Raw genomic sequence first — 23,588 nt, 5'->3', positions numbered from 1 at the left:
ATATACGGCCAATGCCCCTCACGCCCCGTTCCGTCACCGCCCGGTGAGCGCCGAGGTCCTGGCCGGCCGGCCGACCCGCGGTGCCACGGCCCTGCGCGGCGGCCGGCTGTGGCGTCCGAGCCCGTACCAGGTCTTCGGGTTCTTGTTCTGGCTGGTGATGACGCTGGCGTACTGGCGGCTCCCGCTGTGCTGCGACGCGGGCCAGCACGCCGCGGTCGTCGAGCGCCTGAAGGCGGACCTGCTGCGTCCGCGCCACCCGACGGCCGACCTGCCCGGCGCGGGCAGCCCGTACTACTCGCCGTACGCCCTCGCCCAGGGCGTGTTCGCGCGGCTGACCGGGATGTCCGGCTGGGAGGTGGTGCGGCTCGCCGGCCCGCTGAACCTGCTGGTGCTGCTGACCGGCCTCGGCCGCTTCGTGCGGATGCTCACGCCCCGGCCGTGGGCGCCGGTGCTCGCTCTGGCGGCCACGACCCTGCTGTGGGGCACCGAGCGCGCCTCGTGGAGCGGCTATCCGGGCCTGATGTCGCTGGCGGGCAGCCTCGCTCACCCGTCCGCCTTCGCGGTCGGCCTCGCCTTCTGGGCCTGGGCCCTGACCGGGACACGGGCGCGGGACACCGCGCGGGTGCGGTTCGTCGGGCCGCGCGGACTGCCGAGCCTGACCGGCTACGCGGGCCTCGGCCTGCTCTACGGCCTCGTCCTGCTGGTCCACCCGATCACCGCGGTGGCCACACTGGCGGGCGGGGCGGCGACGGTGGCCGGACGGCAGCGCGACGCGAACCCGGCCGTCGCGGCCCGCTGGGCGCTGACCTGCGCGGTGGCCCTGGTCGCGGCGGCGGCCTGGCCGTACTTCGACGTGTTCGGGCTCGTCGGGAACGCCGGCGCCGACGCGGTCCACCGACGGCTCTACGACGATCCGTTCGGGCAGTTCTGGCTGGCGGCCCTGGTGGGCCTGCCCGCTCTGTGGCTGCGCGTGCGCCGGTCCGGCCCGCGCGATCCGCTCGTGCTCATGTTCGCCGCCGACTGCCTGCTCGCGGCCTACGGCTGGTTCAGCGGTCACTACGCCTACGGCAGGGTCCTCGGACTCACCCTCGTACCGCTGCAATGCGCGCTCGCCGTGGAACTGGCGGCGCCGCGCCCGTGGCCCGCCCGGCGGCGGCTGCTGGGCGCGGTCGCGGCGGTGGCGGCCTGCGCGGGCTTCCTCACCGTCCAGGCCGGGGCGGTCGTGCCCCGCTCGCTGGACCCGGTCGGCTTCGCACAGCCTCCGCGCGGGCCGTCGTACGAGTGGGCCGCGCAGTACATCCGCCCCGGTCAGGTCGTGCTGACCGACGGCCGGCAGGCCAGGGGCACGCTCCCCGGCTACGGCGCCGACCTCGTCGCGCCCGCCCGGCCGGACCCGGCGCTCGACGAAAGCGAGCGGCTGCGGCGGCTGGCGGACGTGCGCGCGTATCTCGCCCCCGGGTCGACCCGCGCCCAGCGCACCGCCGTCGTCCGCCGCCACCAGGTGCGCTGGCTGCTGCTCACGCCCCGGCACACGCTGCCCGAGGAGGCCGTGATGGTGGCGTGGAGCGAGCGGACGGGAGAAGTGCTGGCGCGGGTCCGCTGACCCGTCGGGCGCCCGCCCGGCGCCCTCGGGGCCTACTCGACGACGATGTCGACGTCGATGTTGCCGCGGGTTGCGTTGGAGTAGGGGCAGACCTGGTGGGCCGTCTCGATCAGCTTGCGGCCCGTCGGCTCGTCCACGTGCGCGGGCAGCTCGACGCGGAGCGTGACGGCCAGGCCGAAGCCCTCGCCCTCCTTGCCGATGCCGACCTCGGCGGTGACGGCGGCGTCGCTCACGTCGATCTTGGCCTGGCGGCCGACGAGGCCCAGGGCGCTGCCGAAGCACGCGGCGTACCCGGCGGCGAAGAGCTGCTCGGGGTTGGTGCCCTGACCGTTGCCGCCGAGCTCCACCGGCATGGCGAGCGCGAGGTCGATCTTGCCGTCGGAGGAGACGGCGCGGCCCTCACGGCCGTGGGTGGCGGTGGCGACAGCGGTGTACAGCGCGTCCATGGAAAACCATTCCTCTCGGGGAACCAGGCGTAGTCGCGGTCCGGCGGCCGTGTCCGGCCGCCCTCACGGCCATAAGTAGAGCACACGATTAAGTTGTGCACAACTAAATGGGGAGCCAGAGCTACCCTGGAGGCATGACCCCGACACCGCCCGCCGCCACCCAGGAGGACTGGCTCCACCTGGACCGCCAGATCTGCTTCTCCCTGCACGCCGCCTCGCGCGCCTTCAACGGCGTCTACCGCGTCATCCTCAAGGACCTGGGCCTGACCTACCCCCAGTACCTGGTGATGCTGGTGCTCTGGGAGCGGGGCGAACAGCCCGTCAAGAAGCTCGGCGAACACCTGCGCCTGGACTCCGGCACCCTCTCCCCGCTGCTCAAGCGCCTGGAGTCGGCCGGGCTGGTCCACCGCGAGCGCAGCGCGCGCGACGAACGCTCGGTGGAGGTCCGGCTGACCGCCGAGGGCGAGGCCCTGCGCGAACGGGCCCTCGCCGTGCCGCGCCGGATCGTCGAGGCGACCGGCTTCGACCCCGAGGAGATCGGCGCACTGCGCGCCCGCCTCGACCAGCTCACCGGCGCGCTGGACACCGCGGCCGCGAACGAGCTGGCCGGCGCGTCATCCGCGCACGTAGAGCCGTAGCGTCACCCCGCCGGTGGGGTTTGCGTGGCCTGTGTCGTCCTTCGGCTGACCGTCGGCTTGTGGAGTCGCGTCGCTCGGCTGCTCGCCGACCTCAGAGCCGTACAGCGTCCCGGACGCGCGCGCCGACGCCGCAAGCGCCGCGTCGTCCGTCCCGCGGAACGCCGCCGGACAGGCAAGCGCCGCCCGCCGCGCCAGCGACGGTGCTGGTGCTGGTGCTGCTGGGCACGCCGAGAGGGCGGGGGTCGCGCTCGGCCTGGGCTTCGGACGTCGTCACGGGTGCGGGGCTGCTCGTACTCCTTGGGCTGATGTTCGAGCACCCGCTCGCCCTCCTCAGGCAGCAGGGCGGCCGGGGCGTGCAGATCGAGTCCTTCGGCGGCACGGTCCTGGCCCTGGCGACCCGCGCGGGGTGGCCCGGCGCGGGTCCGCTACCAGTACAGGGCGATGGAGTTCACCGGCCCGTACGTCCCGTCGGTGGCCACCGTGCCCCTGGCCATGGCGGTGGCGGCGCTCGTCCTCCTGGCCGTGTGGCAGCTACGGACCCGGCGCTGGAGGGTGATCAGCCCGCAGTACACAGGCTGGCTGGTCGGCCTGTCGGCGGTGCGCCTGACGTCCACGTACCCCGCCTGTATCGCGTCGTCGCCTCCGCCTGGACCGGCTGCGCCCTGATGCTCGTACGCAACGGCTGCCGGCGGCGGCCGCGGTGCTGGCGTTGCGGCGGTTGCGGCGGGCCACGACGGCGATGCCGACCGCTTCGCCTACGTCTTCGGGTGGACACGCAAAGCATCCATTCGATTGCTGTGCGTGACATTCCTTGTGCCCTGGGTGTCCTGTCCCTGCTTCACTGGGGGCGGGGGAAGCACCGTCGAAGAGGGGACGTCCGCATGACCTGGCTGATCACCGGCGGGGCCGGCTACATCGGGGCACACGTCGTCCGCGCGCTGCGCGAGGCGGGCGAGCGGGCCGTGGTGTACGACGACCTGTCGACGGGGCGGGCGGGGCGGGTGCCGGACGATGTGACGCTGGTGGAGGGCTCCACGCTGGACGGGGCCCGCGTCCGCGAGGTGCTGAACCGGCATCCGGTCTCCGGAGTCCTCCATCTCGCGGCGAAGAAGCAGGTCGGCGAGTCGATGGACCGGCCGCTGCACTACTACCGGGAGAACGTCGAGGGTCTGCGCGTCCTGCTGGAGGCGGTGACCGAGGCGGGCGTGCCGTCCTTCGTCTTCTCCTCCTCGGCGGCGGTGTACGGCATGCCGGGCGCCGAGCTCGTGACCGAGGAGACCCCGTGCGCGCCGATGTCGCCCTACGGCGAGACCAAGCTCGTGGGCGAGTGGCTGGTGCGGGCTACCGGCCGGGCGACCGGGTTGTCCACCGCGTGCCTGCGGTACTTCAACGTGGCGGGGGCGGCCAGTCCCGAGCTGGCCGACTCGGGGGTGTTCAACCTGATCCCGATGGTCTTCGAGAAGCTCACCTCGGACGCGGCTCCGCGGATCTTCGGCGACGACTATCCGACACCGGACGGCACGTGCGTGCGCGACTACATCCACGTCGTCGACCTCGCCGAGGCCCATGTGGCCGCCGCCCGTACCCTCGCGTCCTCGCCCGGCCGCGCGCTCACGCTGAACATCGGCCGCGGCGAGGGCGTCTCCGTCCGCGAGATGATCGACCGCATCAACGCCGTCACCGGCTACGCCCGCCCGCCCCTCACCACCCCGCGCCGGCCGGGCGACCCCGCCCGTGTCGTCGCCTCCGCCGACCGCATCACCACCGAACTCGGCTGGAAGGCCCGGCACGACGTGCAGGACATGATCACCTCGGCCTGGGACGGCTGGGTCCGCCTCCACCCGGAGGCGGCCCGCGTCTAGCCGGGCGCCTGCGGCGGCCTGCGCGGGTTGGGTGGGGGTTGCTGTAGCGCACTGCGCGGGTGGGTGGTGCGGGGTCGCGCCGGGGGGTATCCGTCCTCGGTCCGCCGAACTGGTCTCCTACGGGGGCTGAAGGGGTTTGGCGGCGTCCGCTCCGGGCGGACACCCCCCGCCCCGCCCCCTCCCCGCCGTACGCGACTTCCCGCCGCGCCGTGCACGGCTTCCCGCCGTACACGACACCCCGCCGTACGCGGCTTCCCGCCGATGCCGGCTCCCGTCACCACTGCGGACCCACTCGTCACCGCTACGGGCCTGCGCACCGCACCCAGCCGCGGGCTCGCGCACCCGCACCCAGCCGCGGGCAGGCGTGCCGCTAGGGCGGCACGGGTGGGCGCGGCGGCACCTCGTCGCGCCGAGTTGCGCAACGCCCCGGGTTTACGGTCCTGCCCGCCATGCATGGCTTCCCGACGCCGCCCGCCGCTGCGGACCTGCGCACCCCGCCCAGCCTCGGGCACGCACACCACGTCGCGTCGAGTCGCGCAACGCCCCGGCCTCGGCCGCCACCCCCGCCGGGCCCGGCAAGGCGCGTCCAGGCTGAGCGGGGCCGCCGAACCCCGTTACAACGCCTTCAGCGCACCCGTCGTGGCCCGGGCCAGGGACGCCAGATACCCCTTGGGCAGCTTGGGGTGGCGGATGACGACCGAGCGCCAGTACAGGGGCCCGGAGATGAGGTCGAGGGCGATCTCGTCGTCGACCCCGAGGCGGATCTCCCCCCGCCGCTCCGCCGCCGCCACAATCTTCGTGGCAACCCCCTCCTGCCCCTCCCGCAACGCCTTCTGCATCAGCTCGGCGATCTCGGGATTACGGGCGGCCTCGGCCTGGAGATCGGGAATGATCTGCGAGGCGACCGGGTGCCGCAGCGCCCGCGAGGTCACCTCGTACAGCACACGCAGGTCCCCCTCCAACGTGCCCGTGTCCGGCGCCGGCAGCCCCTGCACGGCAATGGCCGACACGATGTCGAGCACCAGATGCAGCTTGGAACGCCACCGCCGGTACACCGCCGTCTTGCCGACCCCGGCCCGGCGCGCGATCCCCTCGATCGACATCCGCGCGTAGCCGACCGCCGCGAGCTCCTCGAAAACAGCCGCGCGGATCGCCTCCGTGACGTCCTCCCGCAGGACGGCGGCACCCGCGGGTGACCGGCGGCGGGGGCTCGGCTGGGATCCGTCGGCGTTGGTCATGCGGACAGCATAGGGCGTTGCGACGAAACGGTTGCGTTCCGACGTTGGCAGGTCCCGGGACCGTAGCGACGAAACGGTTGCGTCCCCGCGTCGACCGCGTCACGACGATACGGTTGCGTCCCGACGCCAAATCGGCCTACGCTCGCGTTGCGACGATACGGTCCCGTCCCGACGCACGTAAGAGAGGGGTAAGGACCCGCCGCACCGCCTCCCCCCGAGCGAAAGCAGCCGATGTGAGCCAGGTCCTTCACGCACCGCCCCCCACGGCGCCGCCGGCCGACGGCGATCTCGCCGCGCTGGCCGCGCGCCACGGGCTGACGGTCAGCGGCGCCCGTGCCTCGCTGCCCGACTGCATCCGCCAGTTGTGGGCCCGGCGCCACTTCATCGCGGCGTTCTCCACGGCCAAGCTCACATCGCAGTACAGCCAGGCCAAGCTCGGGCAGCTGTGGCAGGTGATGACGCCGCTGCTGAACGCGGCGGTGTACTACCTGATCTTCGGCGTACTGCTGCAGACCAAGCGCGGGGTCCCGGACTATGTGCCGTTCCTGGTGACGGGCGTGTTCATCTGGACGTTCACGCAGAGCTCGATCCTGGCGGGCACGCGCGCGATCTCCGGCAACCTCGGCCTGGTCAGGGCGCTGCACTTCCCGCGGGCCGCGCTGCCGATCTCGTTCTGCCTGCAGCAGTTGCAGCAGCTGCTGTTCTCGATGGCCGCGCTGTCCGTGATCCTGCTGGGCTTCGGCGTGCCGCCGGCCGCGTCCTGGCTGCTGGCGATCCCGGCGCTGGTGCTGCAGTTCGTCTTCAACGCCGGTGTCTCGCTGGTCCTGGCCCGCCTCGGCGCCAAGACACCCGACCTGGCGCAGCTGATGCCGTTCGTGCTGCGGACGTGGATGTACGCGTCCGGCGTGATGTTCAGCATCGACCACATCCTGAGCACCCACACCGATCTGCCGTCCTGGGTGGGCACCGTCCTCCAGGCGAACCCGGCCGCCGTCTACATCGACCTGATGCGCTTCGCCCTGATCGACAGCTTCCACGCGAGCCAGCTCCCGCCGCACGTCTGGGCGCTCGCCACCGGCTGGGCCCTGCTCGCCGGCATCGGCGGTTTCATCTACTTCTGGAAGGCTGAGGAGACCTACGGCCGTGGCTGAGCACACCCCCGGGACCGCCGAGAGCGTCCCCACCGTCGTCGCCGACCACGTCGACATCGTCTACCGCGTCAACGGCACCGGCGGCGGCCGCGGTTCGGCCACCGCCGCCCTCAACCGGATCCTGCGCCGCAAGCAGACCGAGAAGGTCTCGGGCGTGCGCAAGGTGCACGCGGTGAAGAACGTGTCCTTCGTGGCGTACAAGGGTGAGGCCATCGGCCTGATCGGCACCAACGGCTCCGGCAAGTCGACCCTGCTCAAGGCGGTCGCCGGCCTGCTGCCCGTGGAGAACGGCCGGATCTACACCGGCGGCCAGCCCTCCCTGCTCGGCGTCAACGCGGCCCTGATGAACGACCTCACCGGCGAGCGCAACGTCCACCTCGGCGGCCTCGCCATGGGCATGACCCGGGAGCAGGTCAAGGAGCGCTACCAGGAGATCGTCGACTTCTCCGGCATCAACGAGAAGGGCGACTTCATCACCCTGCCCATGCGGACGTACTCCTCGGGCATGGCGGCCCGGCTGCGGTTCTCCATCGCCGCCGCCAAGGACCACGACGTGCTGCTGATCGACGAGGCCCTCGCGACCGGCGACCGTTCCTTCCAGAAGCGCTCCGAGGCCCGCATCCGCGAGCTCCGGAAGTCCGCGGGCACGGTGTTCCTGGTCAGCCACAACAACAAGTCGATCCGCGACACCTGCGACCGCGTGCTGTGGCTGGAGCGCGGCGAACTGCGCATGGACGGGCCCACGGAGGAGGTCATGCGCGAGTACGAGAAGTTCACCGGCGACGGCAAGCCCCGGGCCAAGCCGCAGCCGAAGCCCGCGCCCACGGCGTCCGTGCCCGCCTGAGCGAACGGCACAAAGGGGAGGCGCCCCGAGGCCACAGAGCCCGGGGCGCCTCCCCTTTTCATGCCGTCACGAGTGCGTGCGCAGCAGCGTCCTCATCGTGCGCATCGCCACCGACAGGTTGGCCAGGTCGAACGCGTCCGAGCCCTGGATCTCCTCCAGCGTGGTGCGGGCGCGGCCGAGGATCGCCTGGTTCTTCTGCTCCCACAGCTCGAAGCGCTCCGCCGGCGTCGAGGCGCCGTTGCCCACCGCCAGGACATCGGAGGTGACGGCCGCGTGGGCGGCGTACAGGTCCTCGCGGATGGCGGCGCGTGCCATGGACTGCCAGCGGTCCTCACGGGGCAGCTCGATGATGCGGTCCATGAGCTGGGTGATGCCGAGCCGGTCGGCGACGTCGTAGTAGACCTCGGCGACGTCCAGCGCCTCCTGGCCCGTACGGTCGGCCACCGAGACGATGTCCAGCGCCGGGAAGGCCGAGGAGAACCCGGCCACCCGGGTGGCCAGCACGTCCGGCACACCGGCGGCGGTCAGCTCGTCGTAGATCTTCTGCCACCACTCGAGGTCCGTGCCCTTGATGAGCTTCGGCATCTGCTGCCACACCTGCTCCACCCGGTCGGCGAAGAAGGAGACCGTCTCGGCGAGCTCCAGCGGCTGCGGCCGGTTGTTGAGCAGCCAGCGCGTGCCGCGCTCGACGAGGCGGCGCGAGTGCAGCCGGATGCGGGTCTGCACGTCCGCCTCGACCTGGTTGTCGAGGGTCTCGACGCCGTCCCACACCTCCGCCGAACGGAAGATCACGCGCGCGGCGGTCTGCGCCCGCACGATCTCCTCCAGCGACGCCCCGGTCTCCTCGCGCATACGGTGCAGATACGTCGTACCGCCGGTGTTGACCGTGTCGTTGACCAGGACGGTCGTGGTGATCTCGCGGCGCAGCGGGTGGTTGTCGATGTGCGCGGCGAACTCCGCGCGCAGCGCCGTCGGGAAGTAGGCGTCCAGCAGGCTGCGCAGATAGGGGTCGTCCGGCAGCGAGGTGGCCAGCAGGTCCTCGGCGACCGTGATCTTCGTGTACGCCAGGAGGACCGCGGTCTCCGGGCCGGTCAGGCCCTGGCCGGAGGTCAGGCGCTCACGGATCTGGCGGTCGGTCGGCAGGAACTCCAGCGCCCGGTCGAGGTGGCCCTCGCGGACCAGGTGGCGCATGAAGCGCTGCTGGGCGTGGAGCATGTCCTTGGACTGGGCGAGGGCGTTGGCGATCGCCGTGTTCTGCGCGTAGTTGTTGCGCAGCACCAGACGGCCGACCTCGTCGGTCATCTCGGCGAGCAGCTTGTTGCGCTGCTTGACGGTCATGTCGCCCTCGTTGACCAGGCCGTTGAGCAGGATCTTGATGTTCACCTCGTGGTCGGAGGTGTCCACGCCCGCGCTGTTGTCGATGGCGTCGGTGTTGATCCGCCCGCCGTGCAGCGCGAACTCGATCCGGCCGAGCTGGGTCAGGCCCAGGTTGCCGCCCTCGCCGACGACCTTGACGCGCAGGTCGCTGCCGTCGACGCGGATGGCGTCGTTGGCCTTGTCGCCGACGTCGGCGTTCGACTCCTGCGACGACTTGACGTAGGTGCCGATGCCGCCGTTCCACAACAGGTCGACCGACGACTGCAGGATCGCCTTCATCAGGTCGGCCGGCGTCATCTTGGAGATCTTCTCCTCGATGCCGAGGGCCTCGCGGATGTGGCTGTTGAGCTGGATCGCCTTGGCCGTGCGCGGGTACACGCCGCCGCCCGCGGAGATCAGCTCGGTGTTGTAGTCGGCCCAGCTGGAGCGCGGCAGCTCGAACAGACGGCGGCGCTCGGCGTAGGAGGCGGCCGCGTCCGGGCGGGGGTCGATGAAGATGTGCCGGTGGTCGAAGGCCGCGACCAGGCGGATGTGCTCGCTGAGCAGCATGCCGTTGCCGAACACGTCACCGGACATGTCGCCGATGCCGACGACCGTGAAGTCCTCGCTCTGCGTGTCCACGCCCAGCTCGCGGAAGTGCCGCTTGACGGACTCCCAGGCGCCACGGGCGGTGATGCCCATGCCCTTGTGGTCGTAGCCGGCCGAGCCGCCGGAGGCGAAGGCGTCGCCGAGCCAGAAGTTGTACTGCTCGGCGACCCCGTTGGCGATGTCGGAGAAGGTCGCGGTGCCCTTGTCGGCGGCGACGACGAGATAGGTGTCGTCCTCGTCGTGGCGGACCACGTCCGCCGGGGGCACGACCTCGCCGGCCACCATGTTGTCGGTGATGTCGAGCAGGGCGGAGATGAAGGTCTTGTAGCTGGCGATGCCCTCGGCCAGCCACGCGTCCCGGTCCACGCTCGGGTCCGGCAGCTGCTTGGCGACGAAGCCGCCCTTGGCGCCGACCGGCACGATGACGGTGTTCTTCACCATCTGTGCCTTGACCAGGCCGAGGATCTCGGTACGGAAGTCCTCACGCCGGTCGGACCAGCGCAGACCACCGCGCGCGACCTTGCCGAACCGCAGGTGCACGCCCTCCACCCGCGGCGAGTAGACCCAGATCTCGTACGCCGGGCGCGGCGCGGGCAGGTCCGGGATGGCCCGCGGGTCGAACTTCATGGACACGTAGTCGTGCCACTGGCCGCCCGTCGACTCCTGGAAGAAGTTGGTGCGCAGCGTCGCCTTGATCACGGTCAGGAAGGAGCGCAGGATGCGGTCCTCGTCGAGCGAGGCGACCTGGTCGAGCGCGGCGTCCAGCTCCTCCAGGAGGGCGTCGACCAGCTCGTGGCCCGCGCGCTGCCGGTCGGGCGACATCCGCGCCTCGAACAGCGACACCAGCAGCCGGGTGGTGTGGACGTTGTTGCGGAGGGTGTCCTCCATGTAGTCCTGGCTGAAGGTGGAGCCGGCCTGGCGCAGGTACTTGGCGTACGCGCGCAGCACCGTCGCCTGCCGCCAGTTCAGCCCGGCGCTCAGCACGAGGGAGTTGAAGCCGTCGTTCTCCGCCTTGCCGGTCCAGGTGGCGGCGAAGGCCTCCTGGAACCGCTCGCGGGCGTCGTCGGCGAGGTAGTCGCCGTTGCCGCCGCTCTGCGTCTTGGGCACGCGCATGCCGAAGTCGTAGATCCAGGCGACGCTGCGGTCGGCGCAGCGCAGCTCGTAGGGGCGCTCGTCGATCACCTCGACGCCGAGCCGGTTGAGAACCGGCAGGACGGCGGACAGGGAGACGGCCTGGCCCTTGCGGTAGATCTTGAAGCGGCGCTCGTCGGGGGCGGCGCCCATCGGCTCGTACAGGCTGAGCGCGAAGTCCTTGTGCTCGTCGAGCCGCTCCAGGTGGACGAGGTCGGCGACCGCGGCGCGCGGGCTGTGGTCGGCCTTGTAGCCCTCGGGGAAGGCGTTGCCATAGCGGCGCAGCAGTTCCGCGGCGCGCTCCTCGCCGAGCTCGGCGTTGAGCGCGTCGGCGAAGCCGTCGGCCCAGGAGCGGGCGGCCTCGACCAGGCGGGCCTCGATGCGCTCCTTGTCGAGGTCGGACAGCTCCGGCAGCTCGGTGCCCGGCGGGACACGGACCACGAAGTGCAGCCGGGACAGGATCGACTCGGTGTTCCAGGCGGTGAAGTCGACGCTGACGCCGCCGAGCTCCTCCTTGAGGATGTCGATGATCCGCAGGCGCACGCCGGTGGTGTAGCGGTCACGCGGGAGGTAGACCAGCGCGGAGTAGTAGCGGCCGTACTCGTCCTGGCGCAGGTACAGGCGCAGCCGGCGCCGCTCCTGGAGGTAGAGGACGGAGGTGGCGATCGTCCGGAGTTCGTCGGCGGGCGTCTGGAACAGCTCGTCGCGCGGGTAGGTCTCCAGGATCTGCAGCAGGTCGCGGCCGTCGTGACTGGCGGGCGAGAAGCCGGCGCCCCGGAGGACCTCGTCGACCTTGCGGCGGACGACCGGCACACGCAGCACAGACTCGGTGTACGCGGCCGAGGAGAACAGGCCCAGGAAGCGGCGCTCGCCGACGACCTCGCCGTTCTCGTCGAACTTCTTCACGCCGACGTAGTCGAGGTACGACGGGCGGTGGACGGTGGCGCGGCTGTTGGCCTTGGTGAGGACGAGGAGCTTGTGCTCACGGGCCTTGGCGCGGGCGTCGGCGGGCAGCCGCTCGAAGGACGGGCTGACCGGGTGGCTCTCGTCCCCGGCGTGGTGCGGGTCGGAGCGCAGGATGCCGAGGCCGGTGCCGGGCACGGCGGCCAGGGAGTCGTCGTCGCGCAGCTGGTACTCGCGGTAGCCGAGGAAGGTGAAGTGGTCGGCGGACAGCCAGCGCAGCAGCTCGCGGGCCTCCTCGACGTCCTGGTTGCGCAGGTCGTCGGCGACGGGCTCCCGCGGCAGGTCCTCGGCGATCCTGAGCGCCGCGTCGCGCATCTTCTCCCAGTCCTCGACGGCCTCACGGACGTCGGACAGGACGCGCAGCAGATCGACGGTGATCTGCTTGAGGTCGGCGCGGTCGGTCTCACGGTCGATCTCGACGTGGATCCAGGACTCGACGTGCGCGTCGTGCGGCAGCTCGCCGGTGTGCGGCGTGCTGAGGAGCTCGATGAGCCTGCCGGTCAGATCGCGTCGTACGACGACCTGCGGGTGGATCACGACATGGATGCCGCGGCCCTGGCGGGTCAGCTCGTTGGTGACGGAGTCGACCAGGAACGGCATGTCGTCGGTGACGACCTCGACGACCGAGTGGCTGCTCGCCCACGAGCTCTCTTCGACCGTGGGGGTGTGCACCCGCACGCTGGCCGTGCCCTGGGGGCGGTTCTCGGCCAGGCGGTAGTGCGAGTAGGCGGCTCCGAAGACGTCGGCCGGGTCGCGGCCGGACAGGTCCTCCGGGGCGGTGTGCAGGTAGTAGCGCTGGAGGAACGCGAGCACGGCGGCCCGGTCGGGGGTGCCGTGTTCCGTCGTCCCAGTCGGTAGGTGCCCCCCGACCGGGCTGTTCTCAGCTACCCGGGCGGCCCGTTCGAGCAGCTCGGCCTTGGCTTCGTCCAGCTTGGTCTGCATTGTCCTCTGACTCCTGTCGCGCGCCGTTGCGTGACGTTGAAGGATGTACGGTCTCTCCCCGTCCGGCCCGGCGCCGCCGCGACGCGGGGTGTCCGGTCTGTGCCGTCGCTGTGCCGCAGAGGGAGAAGCACGGTCGGTTGTCGGCCGATTCCGATGCCGCCGAGGGACGGGGCGCCGAAGTGGGCGCTGTCCGGATCCGGTGGGGGCTCGGTTGTGTGCTCGGCGTCGTGGGGTCTGTCATGACCCCGACCCGCCCGCGAAGACCAGCGACCGCCGCCCGGTCACGGATGTCCTCCGTGCTCTCCGGGCGCAGGGCAGGGGCGTCGGCGCCCCCGCGAGATATCGCGCTGATCACGCCACCAAGGCTATCGCTCCTTCCGGGGGGCACGTCATGAGCCGTATGTGTACAAAACTGGGGGGCGAACTTTGACGTTCTGCACAGGGACGGACGGCCGACGTGAGGTCCTGAGGGTCGGCCGGGGGCGGGGTGCACGGCGGGCGAGTCGGTTCGTGGGCGGTGCGGGAGGCGACGGGAGCCGCCGCGTGCAGTCGGCCGTGACGCATGGCCGGAAAAGTCGACGGTTGCGCCGGGGGCGCGCAGGCTGAAACCGAGCGCGCCTCTTGGCAAGGCGGCGCCGAGGCGGCAGGTTGCCCCATGAAGCCACGGTCCTGAGGGGAGCGCACGGCCATGACAGCGAAAATCCTCATCGTCACCGGAGACGCGGCGGAGTCTCTGGAAGTCCTCTACCCCTACCAACGCCTCCGCGAGGAGGGCTACGAGGTCCAGATCGCCGCCCCCACCCGCAAGAAGCTGCAGTTCGTCGTCCATGACTTCGAGGACGGCTTCGACACCTACACCGAGAAGCCCGGCTACACCTGGCCGGCCGACCTGGCCTTCTCCGAGGTCGAGCCGGGCGAGTACGTGGCCGTGGTCGTCCCCGGCGGCCGTGCGCCCGAGTACCTGCGCAACGACCCCGAGCTGCGCAAGATCCTCAAGTCCTTCTTCGACGCGGACAAGCCCGTCGCCCAGATCTGCCACGGCCCCCTCCTCACCGCCGCCGTGGACGGCCTGCGCGGCCGCCGCGTCACCGCCTATCCCGCCCTCGAACTCGACATGCAGGCCGCCGGCGCCACGTTCGCCGATTCCGAGGCGGTCGTCGACGGCACCCTCGTCTCCTCCCGGGCGTGGCCGGACCACTCGGCGTGGATGAGGGAGTTCCTGACCGTGCTGAGGGCGAAGGCGCCGGTCACCTGAGCCCCGGCCGCCGGCCGGCTGAGCCTTCTTCCGCTCGACCGCCGGCCGGCTGAGCCTTCCGCTCGGCCGCCGGCCGCTGAGCCTTCCGTCCGGCTGGGGTGCGGGGTGCCGGGCGGCGCCCCGCACCCGCCTTTCACCCTTCACGGCCTCCGGCCGCTCTACGCTCCGAGCCGCTCCGCCTCGGCCACGGCCTCCGCCAGCGTGTCCACGACCGGCACGCCCACGGTCTCCAGGCTGGCCCGGCCGTGCGACCCCCCGGTGTAGAGGACGGCCCGCGCCCCCACATGCAGAGCGGCCACCGCGTCGTCGGCGGCGTCCCCGATCACCACGGTCCGCTCGGCGTCCACGTAGGGCAGCGACCGCAGATGCCGCACCATGTGCTCGGCCTTGCTGCCCCCGGACGGTCCCGTACGCCCGTCGACGCGTATGAAGTGCTCCTCGATCCCGAACCCCCGCACCAGCGGCACGAGCTCCTCGTGCCCGTACATGCTGAGGATCGACTGACTGCGCCCGGCCGCCCGCCAGTGCGTCAGCAGCTCGGTCACACCCTCGGTCAGCCCGCAGCGTATGCGGTGCTGGGTGTAGTACCGATGGAAGGTGTCGTCCATGACCTGCCACTCCGCATCGGTGGGCAGGCGTCCCATCAGCCGCTCGTAGAACTTCGGCACCGGCACGCAGTACAGCGCCCGGTACCGCTCCAGCGTGATCGGCTCCAGACCCAGCTCGGCGAACGCCGCGTTGGTCGCCCCGATGATGGCGTCGTTGTCGTGAAAAAGGGTCCCGTTCCAGTCCCACACGATGTGCGCCGCGGTGTGCATCCCCATGCCGAAAACTTACCCGCCCCCACTGACAATCAGGAGAACCGCAGGTCAACGGCGTGCGGACGGGCGGACGGCTGCCCGGCGGGACGGGTTCAGGGACTCCGGGGAGGGACGACTGCCCGGCGAATCCGGTTCAGGCGCTCCGGGGAGCGGACGACTGCCCGGCGGGACCGGTTCAGGCGCTCCGGGGGACTTTTCGAGGACTCCGGCGGCCGGATGCCCGCCAGGACAGGGTCAGCCGCCCTGACCCACCAGGTTCGGGATCTCCTGCGTGGCGAACCACAGCAGCTCGTGGTCCTCGGCGCCGTCCACGACGAACTGCGCGTCGTCGTCCCCGTCGTCCGCCGCCGCGAGCGCCTGCACCGCCGCGGTCAGGTCCTCCTCCGCGTCGTCGGAGTCGACATGCACCGAGGCCGCCTTGGCCAGCGCTACGGCCGCACCGACCCGGACCTCGCCGAGCGCGGCCGGGTCGAGCCCACGGTCGGGGTCGGCCGCGGCGGAGCCGTCGGGCACGTCGACGGCCACCACGACCCGCCGCCGCACGGCACCGGGCTCCGCGGCGAGCAGCCGCAGCGAGGCCAGCGCGGCACGGTTCAGGGCGGCGTACTCCAGCTCCTCGATGTCGTCGGAGAGGTACCACTCGCGCAGTGCGGGGGTGACGGCGTACGCGACGAACGGCTCGGCTGCCAGCTCACCCGTCTTGTACGCCTCGGCGAGACCGGAGAGGGTCAGGGGGACGTAGACGCGCATCAGCAGGCCGCTTTCGTGTCGGAGGACTGACTCGGACCCAGAGGGCTTCGGGTTCCCCAATGGGCCTTCAGGATACGGTCCGGTGTCCCCTTTCGAGTCCCCGTACCCGGCCCCGCGGACGTCCACCCCGGTCCCGGAATTCACCCGGCCCGCCCCCCTCGGCACGGGCCCGGGCACCCCCTCACCACCCTGATAGGTGAACCTTCCGTGGCCCGGCCACACGCCGCGGAGGTCCTTGCAGCCCCGGCCTCCCACCCCGTACAAGATCCCCACCGCAAAGTTACTGCCCGGTACGGCCGGGCCAGTCGAACGGGGACCGCATGGACATCACCGCCGCAACCGCCGGCCTGCGCGTCATGGACAAGGTCATGACCAGGACCAGCCGGCAGCGCCTCGCCCCACGTTCCACCGCCGCCTCGGCCCGCCCCGCCCACACTCCCGCCCGCCCGGGCACCCGGCCGCCGACCCGACGCGACCCACGCCGCCCCGGCGGCCCCGCACCCCGAGCGGGCACCGTCGCCCCGCAGGGTTCTCCCGGCACCCTCGCCCCGGCCCCCAGCGCGCCCTCCGCCGCCCGCCCGCCCGGCGCCCGACCCGATGGACCCGGCGGCTCGCCCCGCGCCCTCCCAGGCCCGCTGAGCTCCGAGCCGAAGACGCCCACGGCCGGCCGCCAGTCCGCACGCACCGGCGGAACGGCGCTCCCCGCGCGGACGACGCCCCACCGCCCGCCGACCGTCCCGGCCCAGGCCGCCGACCCTCACCGTCCGGTCCCGCAGCCCCGTCCCACCGATCTCTTCGCCGACCGGCTGCTCCTCGTGCTCAGCGGCCAGCGTCCGGTCCACTGGATGCTGCGCCACACCGCCGGCCAGGCCTACGACGAGCTGGCACGGCTCGCCGAACGCGGTCCGCTGCGCACCCGAGGCGCCCGGCCCGTCGTACGCGACATCGGCTACTACGTGCCCCGCGACGGCGCCGTCGAGGCCTTCGCCCGGATCGCGGCGGGCGAGCAGCTGCGTGCCATGGCCTTCCGCCTGGAACTGGGCCAGGACCGGCGCTGGCGCTGCACAGCCGTGGAACTGGGCCGCAGGGCCGGCGCAGGCCCGAGCGCCCGCTGACGCACCGACCCACGCGGGAGGGCAGCCGACCGCGTGAAGCATCGGCACGACGCCGAAGCCGCCCGTCCGCGGCCCGAAGCGCCCGCACACGCCGAAGGGCCGGCCTTCCCCAGGAAGACCGGCCCTTCGGACCCGGCGGAGCTACGAGGCCCCGCCCGGTGTCACTTCTTGCGGCGGCGGCCCGCGGTGCCCCGCGCCTGCTTGCGCCGCTCAGCACGCGTGAGGCCGTCGGCCTCGGAGCGCACCGGCTCGCCGTCCTCGGTGAAGTCGCCCTCGATGGTGCCGCCCTCGCCGTCGACCGTCGGCGCGGAGAAGTGGAGGTTGCGCCGCTGCGGGGCGTCCAGGCCCTTGGCGCGGATCTCGGGACGGGCGCCCGCCTGCGCCGGCACGGAGTCCTGCTTCTCCAGGTCGGCGACCGGCTTGGCCTCCTCGACCGGGACCTCCTCGACCTGCTGCTCGACCTGGACCTCCAGGTTGAACAGGTAGCCGACGGACTCCTCCTTGATGCCCTCCATCATGGCGGTGAACATGTCGAAGCCCTCGCGCTGGTACTCCACCAGCGGGTCCTTCTGCGCCATCGCGCGCAGGCCGATGCCCTCCTGGAGGTAGTCCATCTCGTAGAGGTGCTCGCGCCACTTGCGGTCCAGGACCGACAGCACGACCCGGCGCTCCAGCTCACGCATGATCTCCGAGCCGAGCTGCGTCTCACGCGACTCGTACTGCTCGTGAATATCGTCCTTGATGGACTCGGCGATGAAGTCGGCGGTCAGCCCGGCACGGTCGCCGGCCGCCTCCTCCAGCTCCTCGACGGTGATCTTCACCGGGTAGAGCTGCTTGAAGGCGCCCCACAGCCGGTCCAGGTCCCAGTCCTCGGCGAAGCCCTCGGCCGTCTCGGCGCCGACGTAGGCGTCGATGGTGTCGTCCATGAAGTGCTGCACCTGCTCGTGCAGGTCCTCGCCCTCCAGAACGCGGCGGCGCTCGCCGTAGATGACCTCGCGCTGGCGGTTGAGGACCTCGTCGTACTTCAGAACGTTCTTACGGGTCTCGAAGTTCTGCGTCTCGACCTGCGACTGGGCGGAGGCGATCGCGCGCGTGACCATCTTGTTCTCGATCGGCACGTCGTCCGGCACGTTGGCCATGGACATCACGCGCTCGACCATCTGCGCCTTGAACAGCCGCATCAGGTCGTCGCCCAGCGACAGGTAGAAGCGGGACTCGCCCGGGTCGCCCTGACGGCCGGAACGACCGCGCAGCTGGTTGTCGATGCGCCGCGACTCGTGCCGCTCGGTGCCGAGGACGTACAGGCCGCCGAGGGACTCGACCTCGTCCTTCTCGGCCTTGACCGCCAGCTCGGCCCGCTCCAGGGCGGCGGGCAGGGCCTGGGCCCACTCCTCGATGTGCTCCTCGGGGTCGAGGCCGCGCTGACGCAGCTCCGCGTCGGCGAGGTCCTCGGGGTTGCCGCCGAGCTTGATGTCGGTACCACGGCCGGCCATGTTCGTGGCGACCGTGACGGCGCCCTTGCGGCCGGCCTGGGCGACGATCGTCGCCTCACGGTCGTGCTGCTTGGCGTTGAGCACCTCGTGCTGGACGCCGCGCTTGCTGAGCTGCTGCGAGAGGTACTCGGACTTCTCGACCGAGGTGGTGCCGACGAGGATCGGCTGGCCCTTCTCGTGCTTCTCGACGATGTCGTCGACGACCGCCTCGAACTTGGCGACCTCGGTCCGGTAGATCAGGTCCGACTGGTCCTTGCGGACCATCGGCTTGTTCGTCGGGATCGGGACCACGCCGAGCTTGTAGATCTGGTGGAACTCGGCGGCCTCGGTCATCGCCGTACCGGTCATGCCGGAGAGCTTGCCGTAGAGGCGGAAGAAGTTCTGGAGGGTGATCGTGGCGAGCGTCTGATTCTCGTCCTTGATCGCCACCGCTTCCTTGGCCTCGATCGCCTGGTGCATGCCCTCGTTGTAGCGGCGGCCGGCGAGGATACGGCCGGTGTGCTCGTCGACGATCATGACTTCGCCGTCGATGACGACGTAGTCCTTGTCCTTCTTGAAGAGTTCCTTGGCCTTGATGGCGTTGTTCAGGTAGCCGACGAGCGGGGTGTTCACCGACTCGTAGAGGTTGTCGATGCCCAGCCAGTCCTCGACCTTGGCGACACCGGCCTCGTGGATGGCGACCGTGCGCTTCTTCTCGTCGACGTCGTAGTCGCCGGACTCCTCGATGCCCTTCAGCGGCTGGCCGGCCTCACCGCGCTTGAGGCGGGTGACCAGCTTGGAGAAGTCGCCGTACCACTTCGTGGCCTGGTCGGCCGGGCCGGAGATGATCAGCGGCGTACGGGCCTCGTCGATGAGGATGGAGTCGACCTCGTCGACCACGGCGAAGTTGTGGCCGCGCTGGACGAGTTCGTCCTTGGACCACGCCATGTTGTCGCGCAGGTAGTCGAAGCCGAACTCGTTGTTCGTGCCGTAGGTGATGTCGCACGCGTACTGCTCGCGGCGCTGGGCGGGCGTCATGTTGGCGAGGATGCAGCCGACGCTCAGGCCCAGGAACCTGTGGACGCGGCCCATCATCTCGGAGTCGCGCTCGGCCAGGTAGTCGTTGACCGTGATGAGGTGGACGCCTTCTCCGGAGAGGGCGTTCAGATACGTGGGCAGGGTGCCGACCAGGGTCTTGCCCTCACCGGTCTTCATCTCCGCGACATAGCCGAGGTGCAGGGCGGCGCCGCCCATCAACTGCACGTCGTAATGACGCTGGCCGAGGACGCGCTTGGCGGCCTCGCGGACGGTGGCGAACGCCTCGGGAAGCAGATCGTCCAGGCTCTCACCGTCGGCGTAGCGCTGCTTGTACTCATCGGTGAGGGCCCGCAGCTCGGCGTCGGAGAGGTCGACGAAGTCCTCTTCGATGGAGTTGACCTGGTCCGCGATGCGGTGCAGCTTGCGCAGGATCTTGCCTTCGCCTGCACGCATGATCTTCGAGAGGACGGACACGGGGGTTGGTCTCCTTGCCGGTCGGGCCTGGGACGGTCGGTTTTCCATTTGACTGACTGAGCAACGGCCATCGTATGCGAGGACCCGGCTGGGCCGGGAGGCCTGCCGTGACCGGGCTGCCCATTGCTTCCGGTGTGCTCCTGAATTCTCCTTCACACGGGACAACGGACGGGGCGGCGGGATGGTGCCGGATCGCTCCGACGAATTGCGCGAATTGTGATCACGCGCTCACGCACGGCAAAGAGATGGCGGTCCGGCCCGCGCGATAGCAGAATCTGGCGATGGAACCCGTCATTCTCACCACCGAGCGGCTGCTGCTGCGCATGGTGGGCCCGCAGGACACCGACGCGGTCCACGCCGCCGCGCAGGACCCCGACATCCAGCGGTGGATCTCGCAGTTCCCCTCCCCCTATCTGCCGGAACACGCGCGTTCCTTCACCGAGCAGGTCGTGCCCGACGGCTGGGCGCACGACTCGATGTTCACCTTCGGTGTCTTCCTCGCCTCCGGAGCGCTGGCGGGCATGCTCGGTCTCACCATGCGCTCGCTGGCGACGGCGGAGGTCGGCTTCTGGGCGGCGAAGGAGCACCGGGGCCACGGCTACCTCACCGAGGCCACCGTGGCCGCCTGCCGCTGGGCCCTGACCGAGCGGTCGATCGACCGCGTCGAGTGGCGCGCGGAGGTGGGCAACCACGCCTCCCGCGCGGTCGCCGTACGCTCCGGTTTCACCGTCGAGGGCACCCTCCGCTCCGCCGTGAACAACAGGGGCGTGCGCCGGGACTGCTGGGTGGGTTCGCTCCTGCCGTCGGACCTGGGCCTGCCCTCGGCCGCGCCGTACCTTCCGGCGCCCGTCCACCGGTCGTAGTCGCAGGTCCGTCCCCGACTGTCAGTGGCAGCGCCTATCGTGCGAGACATGACGACCCCGCGCCCGATCGCAGAGCTGTCCGCCGACGAGGCCCGCCGCCTGGTCCTGCGCGCCCAGGGCTTCCTCGGCGCCCCCGACCGCAGGGCGGGCGTGCGGGGCGTACTGCGACACCTCGGCGCGGTCCAGCTCGACACGATCTCCGTCCTGGCCCGCTCCCACGAGCTCATCCCGTACGCCCGCCTGGGCGCGGTCGGCCGCAGGACGGTCGAGGACGCGTACTGGACCGACCGGCACGCGTTCGAGTACTGGTCGCACGCGGCATGCATCCTGCCCATCGAGGAGTGGCCGCACTTCGCCTTCCGTCGCCGCGCCTACCGCGGCCGCCCGCAGTGGAACCACGACCTGCCCGACGGCACCTATGAGCAGGTCATCAAGCAGCTGCGGACCGAAGGCCCCCTGACGGCGACCGAGTTGGGCGGCGCGAAGCGCACCAGCGAGTGGTGGGACTGGTCAGGCACGAAGGTCGCCGTCGAACGCGCCCTGATGTACGGCGAGGTGGTGTGCGTCGAGCGCCGCGGCTGGAAGCGGCTCTACGACCTCGCCGAGCGCGCGGTCCCCGAGCCCCTGCTGCATGACGATCTGGACGACGCCGAGTGCCTGCGCCGCCTCGTACGGCTGGCCGGCGAGGCGCTGGGCGTGGGCACGCGCGCGGACATCGCCGACTACCACCGTCTGAGGGGCGAGCAGGTGGACGCGGTGATCGCCGACTCCGGCCTGGTGCCGGTCACGGTGGCGGGCTGGGGCAAGCCCGCCTGGGCGGACCCGGCGGCGCTGGCCGCGCCGCCGCGCGGGCGGCACCGCACCACGCTGCTGTCCCCGTTCGACTCGCTGATCTGGGAACGCGCCCGCACCGAGCGGATCTTCGGCTTCACCCACCGCCTGGAGGCGTACGTTCCCAAGCCGAAGCGTGTCCACGGCTACTTCGCGATGCCGGTGCTCGCCGGCGGACGACTGGTCGGCCGCGTGGACCCGGCCCGCGAGGGACACACCTTGGTCGCCCGGCAGGTGACGCTGGACGGCCCGAAGGCGGTGGCGGCCGTCGCCCAGGCGCTGGTAGAGGCGGCGACCTGGGTTGACTGCACGGACGTGCGGGTGGAGCGGATGGACGTGCCCGAACTGCGCGCCCCACTCACCGCGGAACTCGGCCGGCTGCTCGCCTGAGCGTCAGCGGATTTCGAGAATCTTCTCCCGCATCGCGTACACCACGGCCTCCATCCGGGAGTGCAACTGGAGTTTCTCCAGGATGTTGCGCACGTGGTTCTTGACGGTGTTCTCGGAGATGAACAGTTGCTTGGCGATATCGCGGTTGTTCATCCCCGTGGCGACGAGCTTGAGCACTTCCAGCTCGCGGTCGGTGAGCCGCGGCGCGGGCACCAGACGGCGCTCGTCCGTGCGCTGGATCATCGACTTGAACTCGGTCAGCAGCTTCGACGCCATGGACGGGCTGATCTGCGACTGTCCGTCGGCCACCGCACGGATCGCCGTGGCGACCTCGTCGGTGGAGATCTCCTTGAGCAGATAGCCGGTCGCGCCGGCTTTGATCGCCTCGTAGAGGTCGGCTTCCTCGTCGCTGATCGTCAGCATGATGATCTTGGCGCTGGGGGCCACCTCCTTGATGGAGGTGCACGCCTCGATCCCGCCCCGCTTCGGCATCCGTACGTCCATCAGGATGATGTCGGGCAGCAGGTCCGCGGCCTTGTCGACGGCCTCGGCGCCGTCCCCGGCCTCGCCGACGACCTGGATGTCCTCCTCGGCCGCGAGCACGATCTCCAGGCCCCGGCGGAACAGGGCGTGGTCGTCGACGACCAGGACCCGGATCGGCTCCTCGCGCGATGATCCTCTGTCGGGGCCCATGCCGATGACGCCGTCGCCGGCATCCCCCTGATGCATCGGTCCGAAGCTGTCCGCCATCGTTCCTCCCCCTGAAGGCTGTGGCCTGTGGTCCTGTGCCATCGCCAACCCAAGGCAACGGCCCACCGGTTGAGCCGTTGCGGCCATGATTTCATGCCCGGGCGGTACCAAGGTGACAGGCACGGAGCGCATGGGGTCGCACACCGGTGCCCCTGGGGGCGCACGAAGCGCTCCAGGGGCACCGGACAGCTGTCATCCGGGTGGGTCAGCCGCCGAGCGAGCCGCCCGCGTCGGGCGACGGCGGCTGCGTGACCATGGTGTCAGTCCGGAGGTGGATCACGCCGTAGTCGTAGGCGTGGCGCCGGTAGACGACGCTCGGCTCCTTCGTCTCGGAGTCGACGAACAGGTAGAAGTCGTGACCGACCAGTTCCATCTCGTAGAGAGCCTGGTCCAGGGTCATGGGGGCGGCGACGTGGGTCTTCTCGCGAACGATGAGCGGGCCCTCGCCCTGCACCTCGAGCGAGCCGATCTTCCTGGTGGGTACTCCGTCCGGCTCCTCCGTCGAGACGACGTGGCCGTTGCCGTTGAGCGTCGCCGCGCCCGGAACGTGGTCGGGGACCTCGGCCGCCGTCAGGCGGCGGACACCCCGGCGCGTGTGACGCTTGTCGTGCTCCTTGCGCAGCCGGGCATCCAGCTTCTCGGCTGCGAGGTCGAGTGCCGCGTACGGGTCGCTGGCCGCTGCCTCTGCCCTGATCACCGGGCCACGGGAGCGGAGCGTGATCTCCACTCGGTCGCAGCGGTCGGCCTGTCGGGGGTTGGGCTCCTTGGACACCTCGACGTCGAGGCTGATCACCTTGCCGTCGAGCTTCTGGATCTTGTCCAGCTTCAGCTTCTCGGCCACGTGCTTGCGGAACCGCTCGGGCACCTCGGTCTTGCGGCCCTTGACGACGATGTCCACGCAGAACTCCGTTCCCGGATCGCTCCGCTCTCAGTGGCGGAGCATCTCCCTTGTGCACCAGGTTCCGGACAGTTCCGGAACCGCGGACTTGGTGACGTCCACCTCCTCCTCCCCCACGGGCAAGATCTCCACTCCGCCGGCTCGGGTG

General features: G+C 71.1%; 18 protein-coding genes. 9 read left to right on the top strand and 9 right to left on the bottom strand.

Going from position 1 to position 23,588, the window contains the following annotated elements:
* Positions 1–43 precede the first annotated feature (43 nt).
* A complete protein-coding gene (locus ABZZ79_RS20030; RefSeq protein ID WP_356690506.1) occupies positions 44–1,603 on the top strand; it encodes a hypothetical protein in 1,560 nt (519 codons plus the stop codon).
* Between the two features lie 32 nt (positions 1,604–1,635).
* Here ABZZ79_RS20030 and ABZZ79_RS20025 read toward each other — a convergent pair whose 3' ends face one another.
* On the bottom strand, positions 1,636–2,049 hold the full coding sequence (locus ABZZ79_RS20025; protein WP_356690504.1) for an organic hydroperoxide resistance protein: 414 nt from the start codon (positions 2,047–2,049) through the stop codon (positions 1,636–1,638).
* 134 nt (positions 2,050–2,183) lie between these two features.
* On the opposite strand from ABZZ79_RS20025, the gene ABZZ79_RS20020 reads away from it, so the two are divergent.
* On the top strand, positions 2,184–2,687 hold the full coding sequence (locus ABZZ79_RS20020; protein WP_356690502.1) for a MarR family transcriptional regulator: 504 nt from the start codon (positions 2,184–2,186) through the stop codon (positions 2,685–2,687).
* Between the two features lie 425 nt (positions 2,688–3,112).
* On the opposite strand, the gene ABZZ79_RS20015 is transcribed toward ABZZ79_RS20020, so the two are convergent.
* The gene (locus ABZZ79_RS20015) at positions 3,113–3,301 is read right to left on the bottom strand and encodes a hypothetical protein (protein WP_356690500.1); all 189 of its coding nucleotides are present in this window, start codon (positions 3,299–3,301) and stop codon (positions 3,113–3,115) included.
* Positions 3,302–3,568: 267 nt separating this feature from the next.
* On the opposite strand from ABZZ79_RS20015, the gene galE reads away from it, so the two are divergent.
* On the top strand, positions 3,569–4,549 hold the full coding sequence (gene galE / locus ABZZ79_RS20010; protein ID WP_356690498.1) for a UDP-glucose 4-epimerase GalE: 981 nt from the start codon (positions 3,569–3,571) through the stop codon (positions 4,547–4,549).
* Positions 4,550–5,163: 614 nt separating this feature from the next.
* Here the strand turns inward: galE and ABZZ79_RS20005 are convergent.
* Positions 5,164–5,787 carry a TetR/AcrR family transcriptional regulator gene (locus ABZZ79_RS20005; protein WP_356690496.1) on the bottom strand — a complete coding sequence of 208 codons (624 nt, stop codon included), beginning with the start codon at positions 5,785–5,787 and terminating at the stop codon, positions 5,164–5,166.
* 233 nt (positions 5,788–6,020) lie between these two features.
* Here ABZZ79_RS20005 and ABZZ79_RS20000 point away from each other — a divergent pair, with 233 nt between their 5' ends.
* Positions 6,021–6,938 (top strand): ABC transporter permease, encoded by a 918-nt coding sequence (locus ABZZ79_RS20000; RefSeq protein ID WP_356690494.1) that lies wholly within the window; start codon positions 6,021–6,023, stop codon positions 6,936–6,938.
* On the top strand, positions 6,931–7,782 hold the full coding sequence (locus ABZZ79_RS19995) for an ABC transporter ATP-binding protein (protein WP_356690492.1): 852 nt from the start codon (positions 6,931–6,933) through the stop codon (positions 7,780–7,782). The genes ABZZ79_RS20000 and ABZZ79_RS19995 overlap by 8 nt, the downstream gene beginning before the upstream one ends.
* Before the next feature lie 66 nt (positions 7,783–7,848).
* On the opposite strand, the gene ABZZ79_RS19990 is transcribed toward ABZZ79_RS19995, so the two are convergent.
* Positions 7,849–12,783, bottom strand: coding sequence for an NAD-glutamate dehydrogenase (locus ABZZ79_RS19990; protein ID WP_356690490.1), 4,935 nt, complete (start codon positions 12,781–12,783; stop codon positions 7,849–7,851).
* 688 nt (positions 12,784–13,471) lie between these two features.
* Here ABZZ79_RS19990 and ABZZ79_RS19985 point away from each other — a divergent pair.
* Positions 13,472–14,038 carry a DJ-1/PfpI family protein gene (locus ABZZ79_RS19985; RefSeq protein ID WP_356690488.1) on the top strand — a complete coding sequence of 189 codons (567 nt, stop codon included), beginning with the start codon at positions 13,472–13,474 and terminating at the stop codon, positions 14,036–14,038.
* Between the two features lie 158 nt (positions 14,039–14,196).
* Here the strand turns inward: ABZZ79_RS19985 and ABZZ79_RS19980 are convergent, their stop codons facing one another.
* Positions 14,197–14,862: an HAD hydrolase-like protein gene (locus tag ABZZ79_RS19980; RefSeq protein WP_356690486.1), complete on the bottom strand. Its 666-nt coding sequence runs from the start codon at positions 14,860–14,862 to the stop codon at positions 14,197–14,199.
* A 231-nt stretch (positions 14,863–15,093) separates the two neighbouring features.
* Positions 15,094–15,609, bottom strand: coding sequence for a hypothetical protein (locus tag ABZZ79_RS19975; RefSeq protein WP_356690484.1), 516 nt, complete (start codon positions 15,607–15,609; stop codon positions 15,094–15,096).
* Positions 15,610–15,929: 320 nt separating this feature from the next.
* Here ABZZ79_RS19975 and ABZZ79_RS19970 point away from each other — a divergent pair, with 320 nt between their 5' ends.
* Complete coding sequence (locus ABZZ79_RS19970; protein ID WP_356690482.1) at positions 15,930–16,724, top strand: Rv3235 family protein; 795 nt, start codon at positions 15,930–15,932, stop codon at positions 16,722–16,724.
* 161 nt (positions 16,725–16,885) lie between these two features.
* On the opposite strand, the gene secA is transcribed toward ABZZ79_RS19970, so the two are convergent.
* Positions 16,886–19,708 (bottom strand): preprotein translocase subunit SecA, encoded by a 2,823-nt coding sequence (gene secA, locus ABZZ79_RS19965; RefSeq protein ID WP_356690480.1) that lies wholly within the window; start codon positions 19,706–19,708, stop codon positions 16,886–16,888.
* A 281-nt stretch (positions 19,709–19,989) separates the two neighbouring features.
* Here secA and ABZZ79_RS19960 point away from each other — a divergent pair, with 281 nt between their 5' ends.
* A complete protein-coding gene (locus ABZZ79_RS19960) occupies positions 19,990–20,571 on the top strand; it encodes a GNAT family N-acetyltransferase (protein ID WP_356690478.1) in 582 nt (193 codons plus the stop codon).
* A 48-nt stretch (positions 20,572–20,619) separates the two neighbouring features.
* Positions 20,620–21,792 carry a crosslink repair DNA glycosylase YcaQ family protein gene (locus ABZZ79_RS19955; RefSeq protein ID WP_356690476.1) on the top strand — a complete coding sequence of 391 codons (1,173 nt, stop codon included), beginning with the start codon at positions 20,620–20,622 and terminating at the stop codon, positions 21,790–21,792.
* A 3-nt stretch (positions 21,793–21,795) separates the two neighbouring features.
* Here ABZZ79_RS19955 and ABZZ79_RS19950 read toward each other — a convergent pair whose 3' ends face one another.
* The gene (locus ABZZ79_RS19950; protein ID WP_356690474.1) at positions 21,796–22,542 is read right to left on the bottom strand and encodes a response regulator transcription factor; all 747 of its coding nucleotides are present in this window, start codon (positions 22,540–22,542) and stop codon (positions 21,796–21,798) included.
* A 205-nt stretch (positions 22,543–22,747) separates the two neighbouring features.
* Complete coding sequence (gene raiA, locus ABZZ79_RS19945; RefSeq protein ID WP_356690472.1) at positions 22,748–23,440, bottom strand: ribosome-associated translation inhibitor RaiA; 693 nt, start codon at positions 23,438–23,440, stop codon at positions 22,748–22,750.
* Between the last annotated feature and the right edge of the window lie 148 nt (positions 23,441–23,588).

It is taken from the genome of Streptomyces sp. NPDC006458 (assembly GCF_040612135.1).
Classification (GTDB): Bacteria; Actinomycetota; Actinomycetes; order Streptomycetales; family Streptomycetaceae; genus Streptomyces.
Note: the sequence above shows the minus strand (reverse complement) of the source record. Positions and strands in the feature narration are given on the sequence as shown.

What these genes read in the sequence shown, in the direction of transcription:
- ABZZ79_RS20025 (WP_356690504.1), bottom strand. Translation starts at nt 2,049, where the DNA reads ATGGACGCGCTGTACACCGCTGTCGCCACCGCCACCCACGGCCGTGAG.
- ABZZ79_RS20020 (WP_356690502.1), top strand. Translation starts at nt 2,184, where the DNA reads ATGACCCCGACACCGCCCGCCGCCACCCAGGAGGACTGGCTCCACCTG.
- galE (WP_356690498.1), top strand. Translation starts at nt 3,569, where the DNA reads ATGACCTGGCTGATCACCGGCGGGGCCGGCTACATCGGGGCACACGTC.
- ABZZ79_RS20005 (WP_356690496.1), bottom strand. Translation starts at nt 5,787, where the DNA reads ATGACCAACGCCGACGGATCCCAGCCGAGCCCCCGCCGCCGGTCACCC.
- ABZZ79_RS19990 (WP_356690490.1), bottom strand. Translation starts at nt 12,783, where the DNA reads ATGCAGACCAAGCTGGACGAAGCCAAGGCCGAGCTGCTCGAACGGGCC.
- ABZZ79_RS19985 (WP_356690488.1), top strand. Translation starts at nt 13,472, where the DNA reads ATGACAGCGAAAATCCTCATCGTCACCGGAGACGCGGCGGAGTCTCTG.
- ABZZ79_RS19980 (WP_356690486.1), bottom strand. Translation starts at nt 14,862, where the DNA reads ATGGGGATGCACACCGCGGCGCACATCGTGTGGGACTGGAACGGGACC.
- ABZZ79_RS19975 (WP_356690484.1), bottom strand. Translation starts at nt 15,609, where the DNA reads ATGCGCGTCTACGTCCCCCTGACCCTCTCCGGTCTCGCCGAGGCGTAC.
- ABZZ79_RS19970 (WP_356690482.1), top strand. Translation starts at nt 15,930, where the DNA reads ATGGACATCACCGCCGCAACCGCCGGCCTGCGCGTCATGGACAAGGTC.
- ABZZ79_RS19960 (WP_356690478.1), top strand. Translation starts at nt 19,990, where the DNA reads ATGGAACCCGTCATTCTCACCACCGAGCGGCTGCTGCTGCGCATGGTG.
- ABZZ79_RS19955 (WP_356690476.1), top strand. Translation starts at nt 20,620, where the DNA reads ATGACGACCCCGCGCCCGATCGCAGAGCTGTCCGCCGACGAGGCCCGC.
- ABZZ79_RS19950 (WP_356690474.1), bottom strand. Translation starts at nt 22,542, where the DNA reads ATGGCGGACAGCTTCGGACCGATGCATCAGGGGGATGCCGGCGACGGC.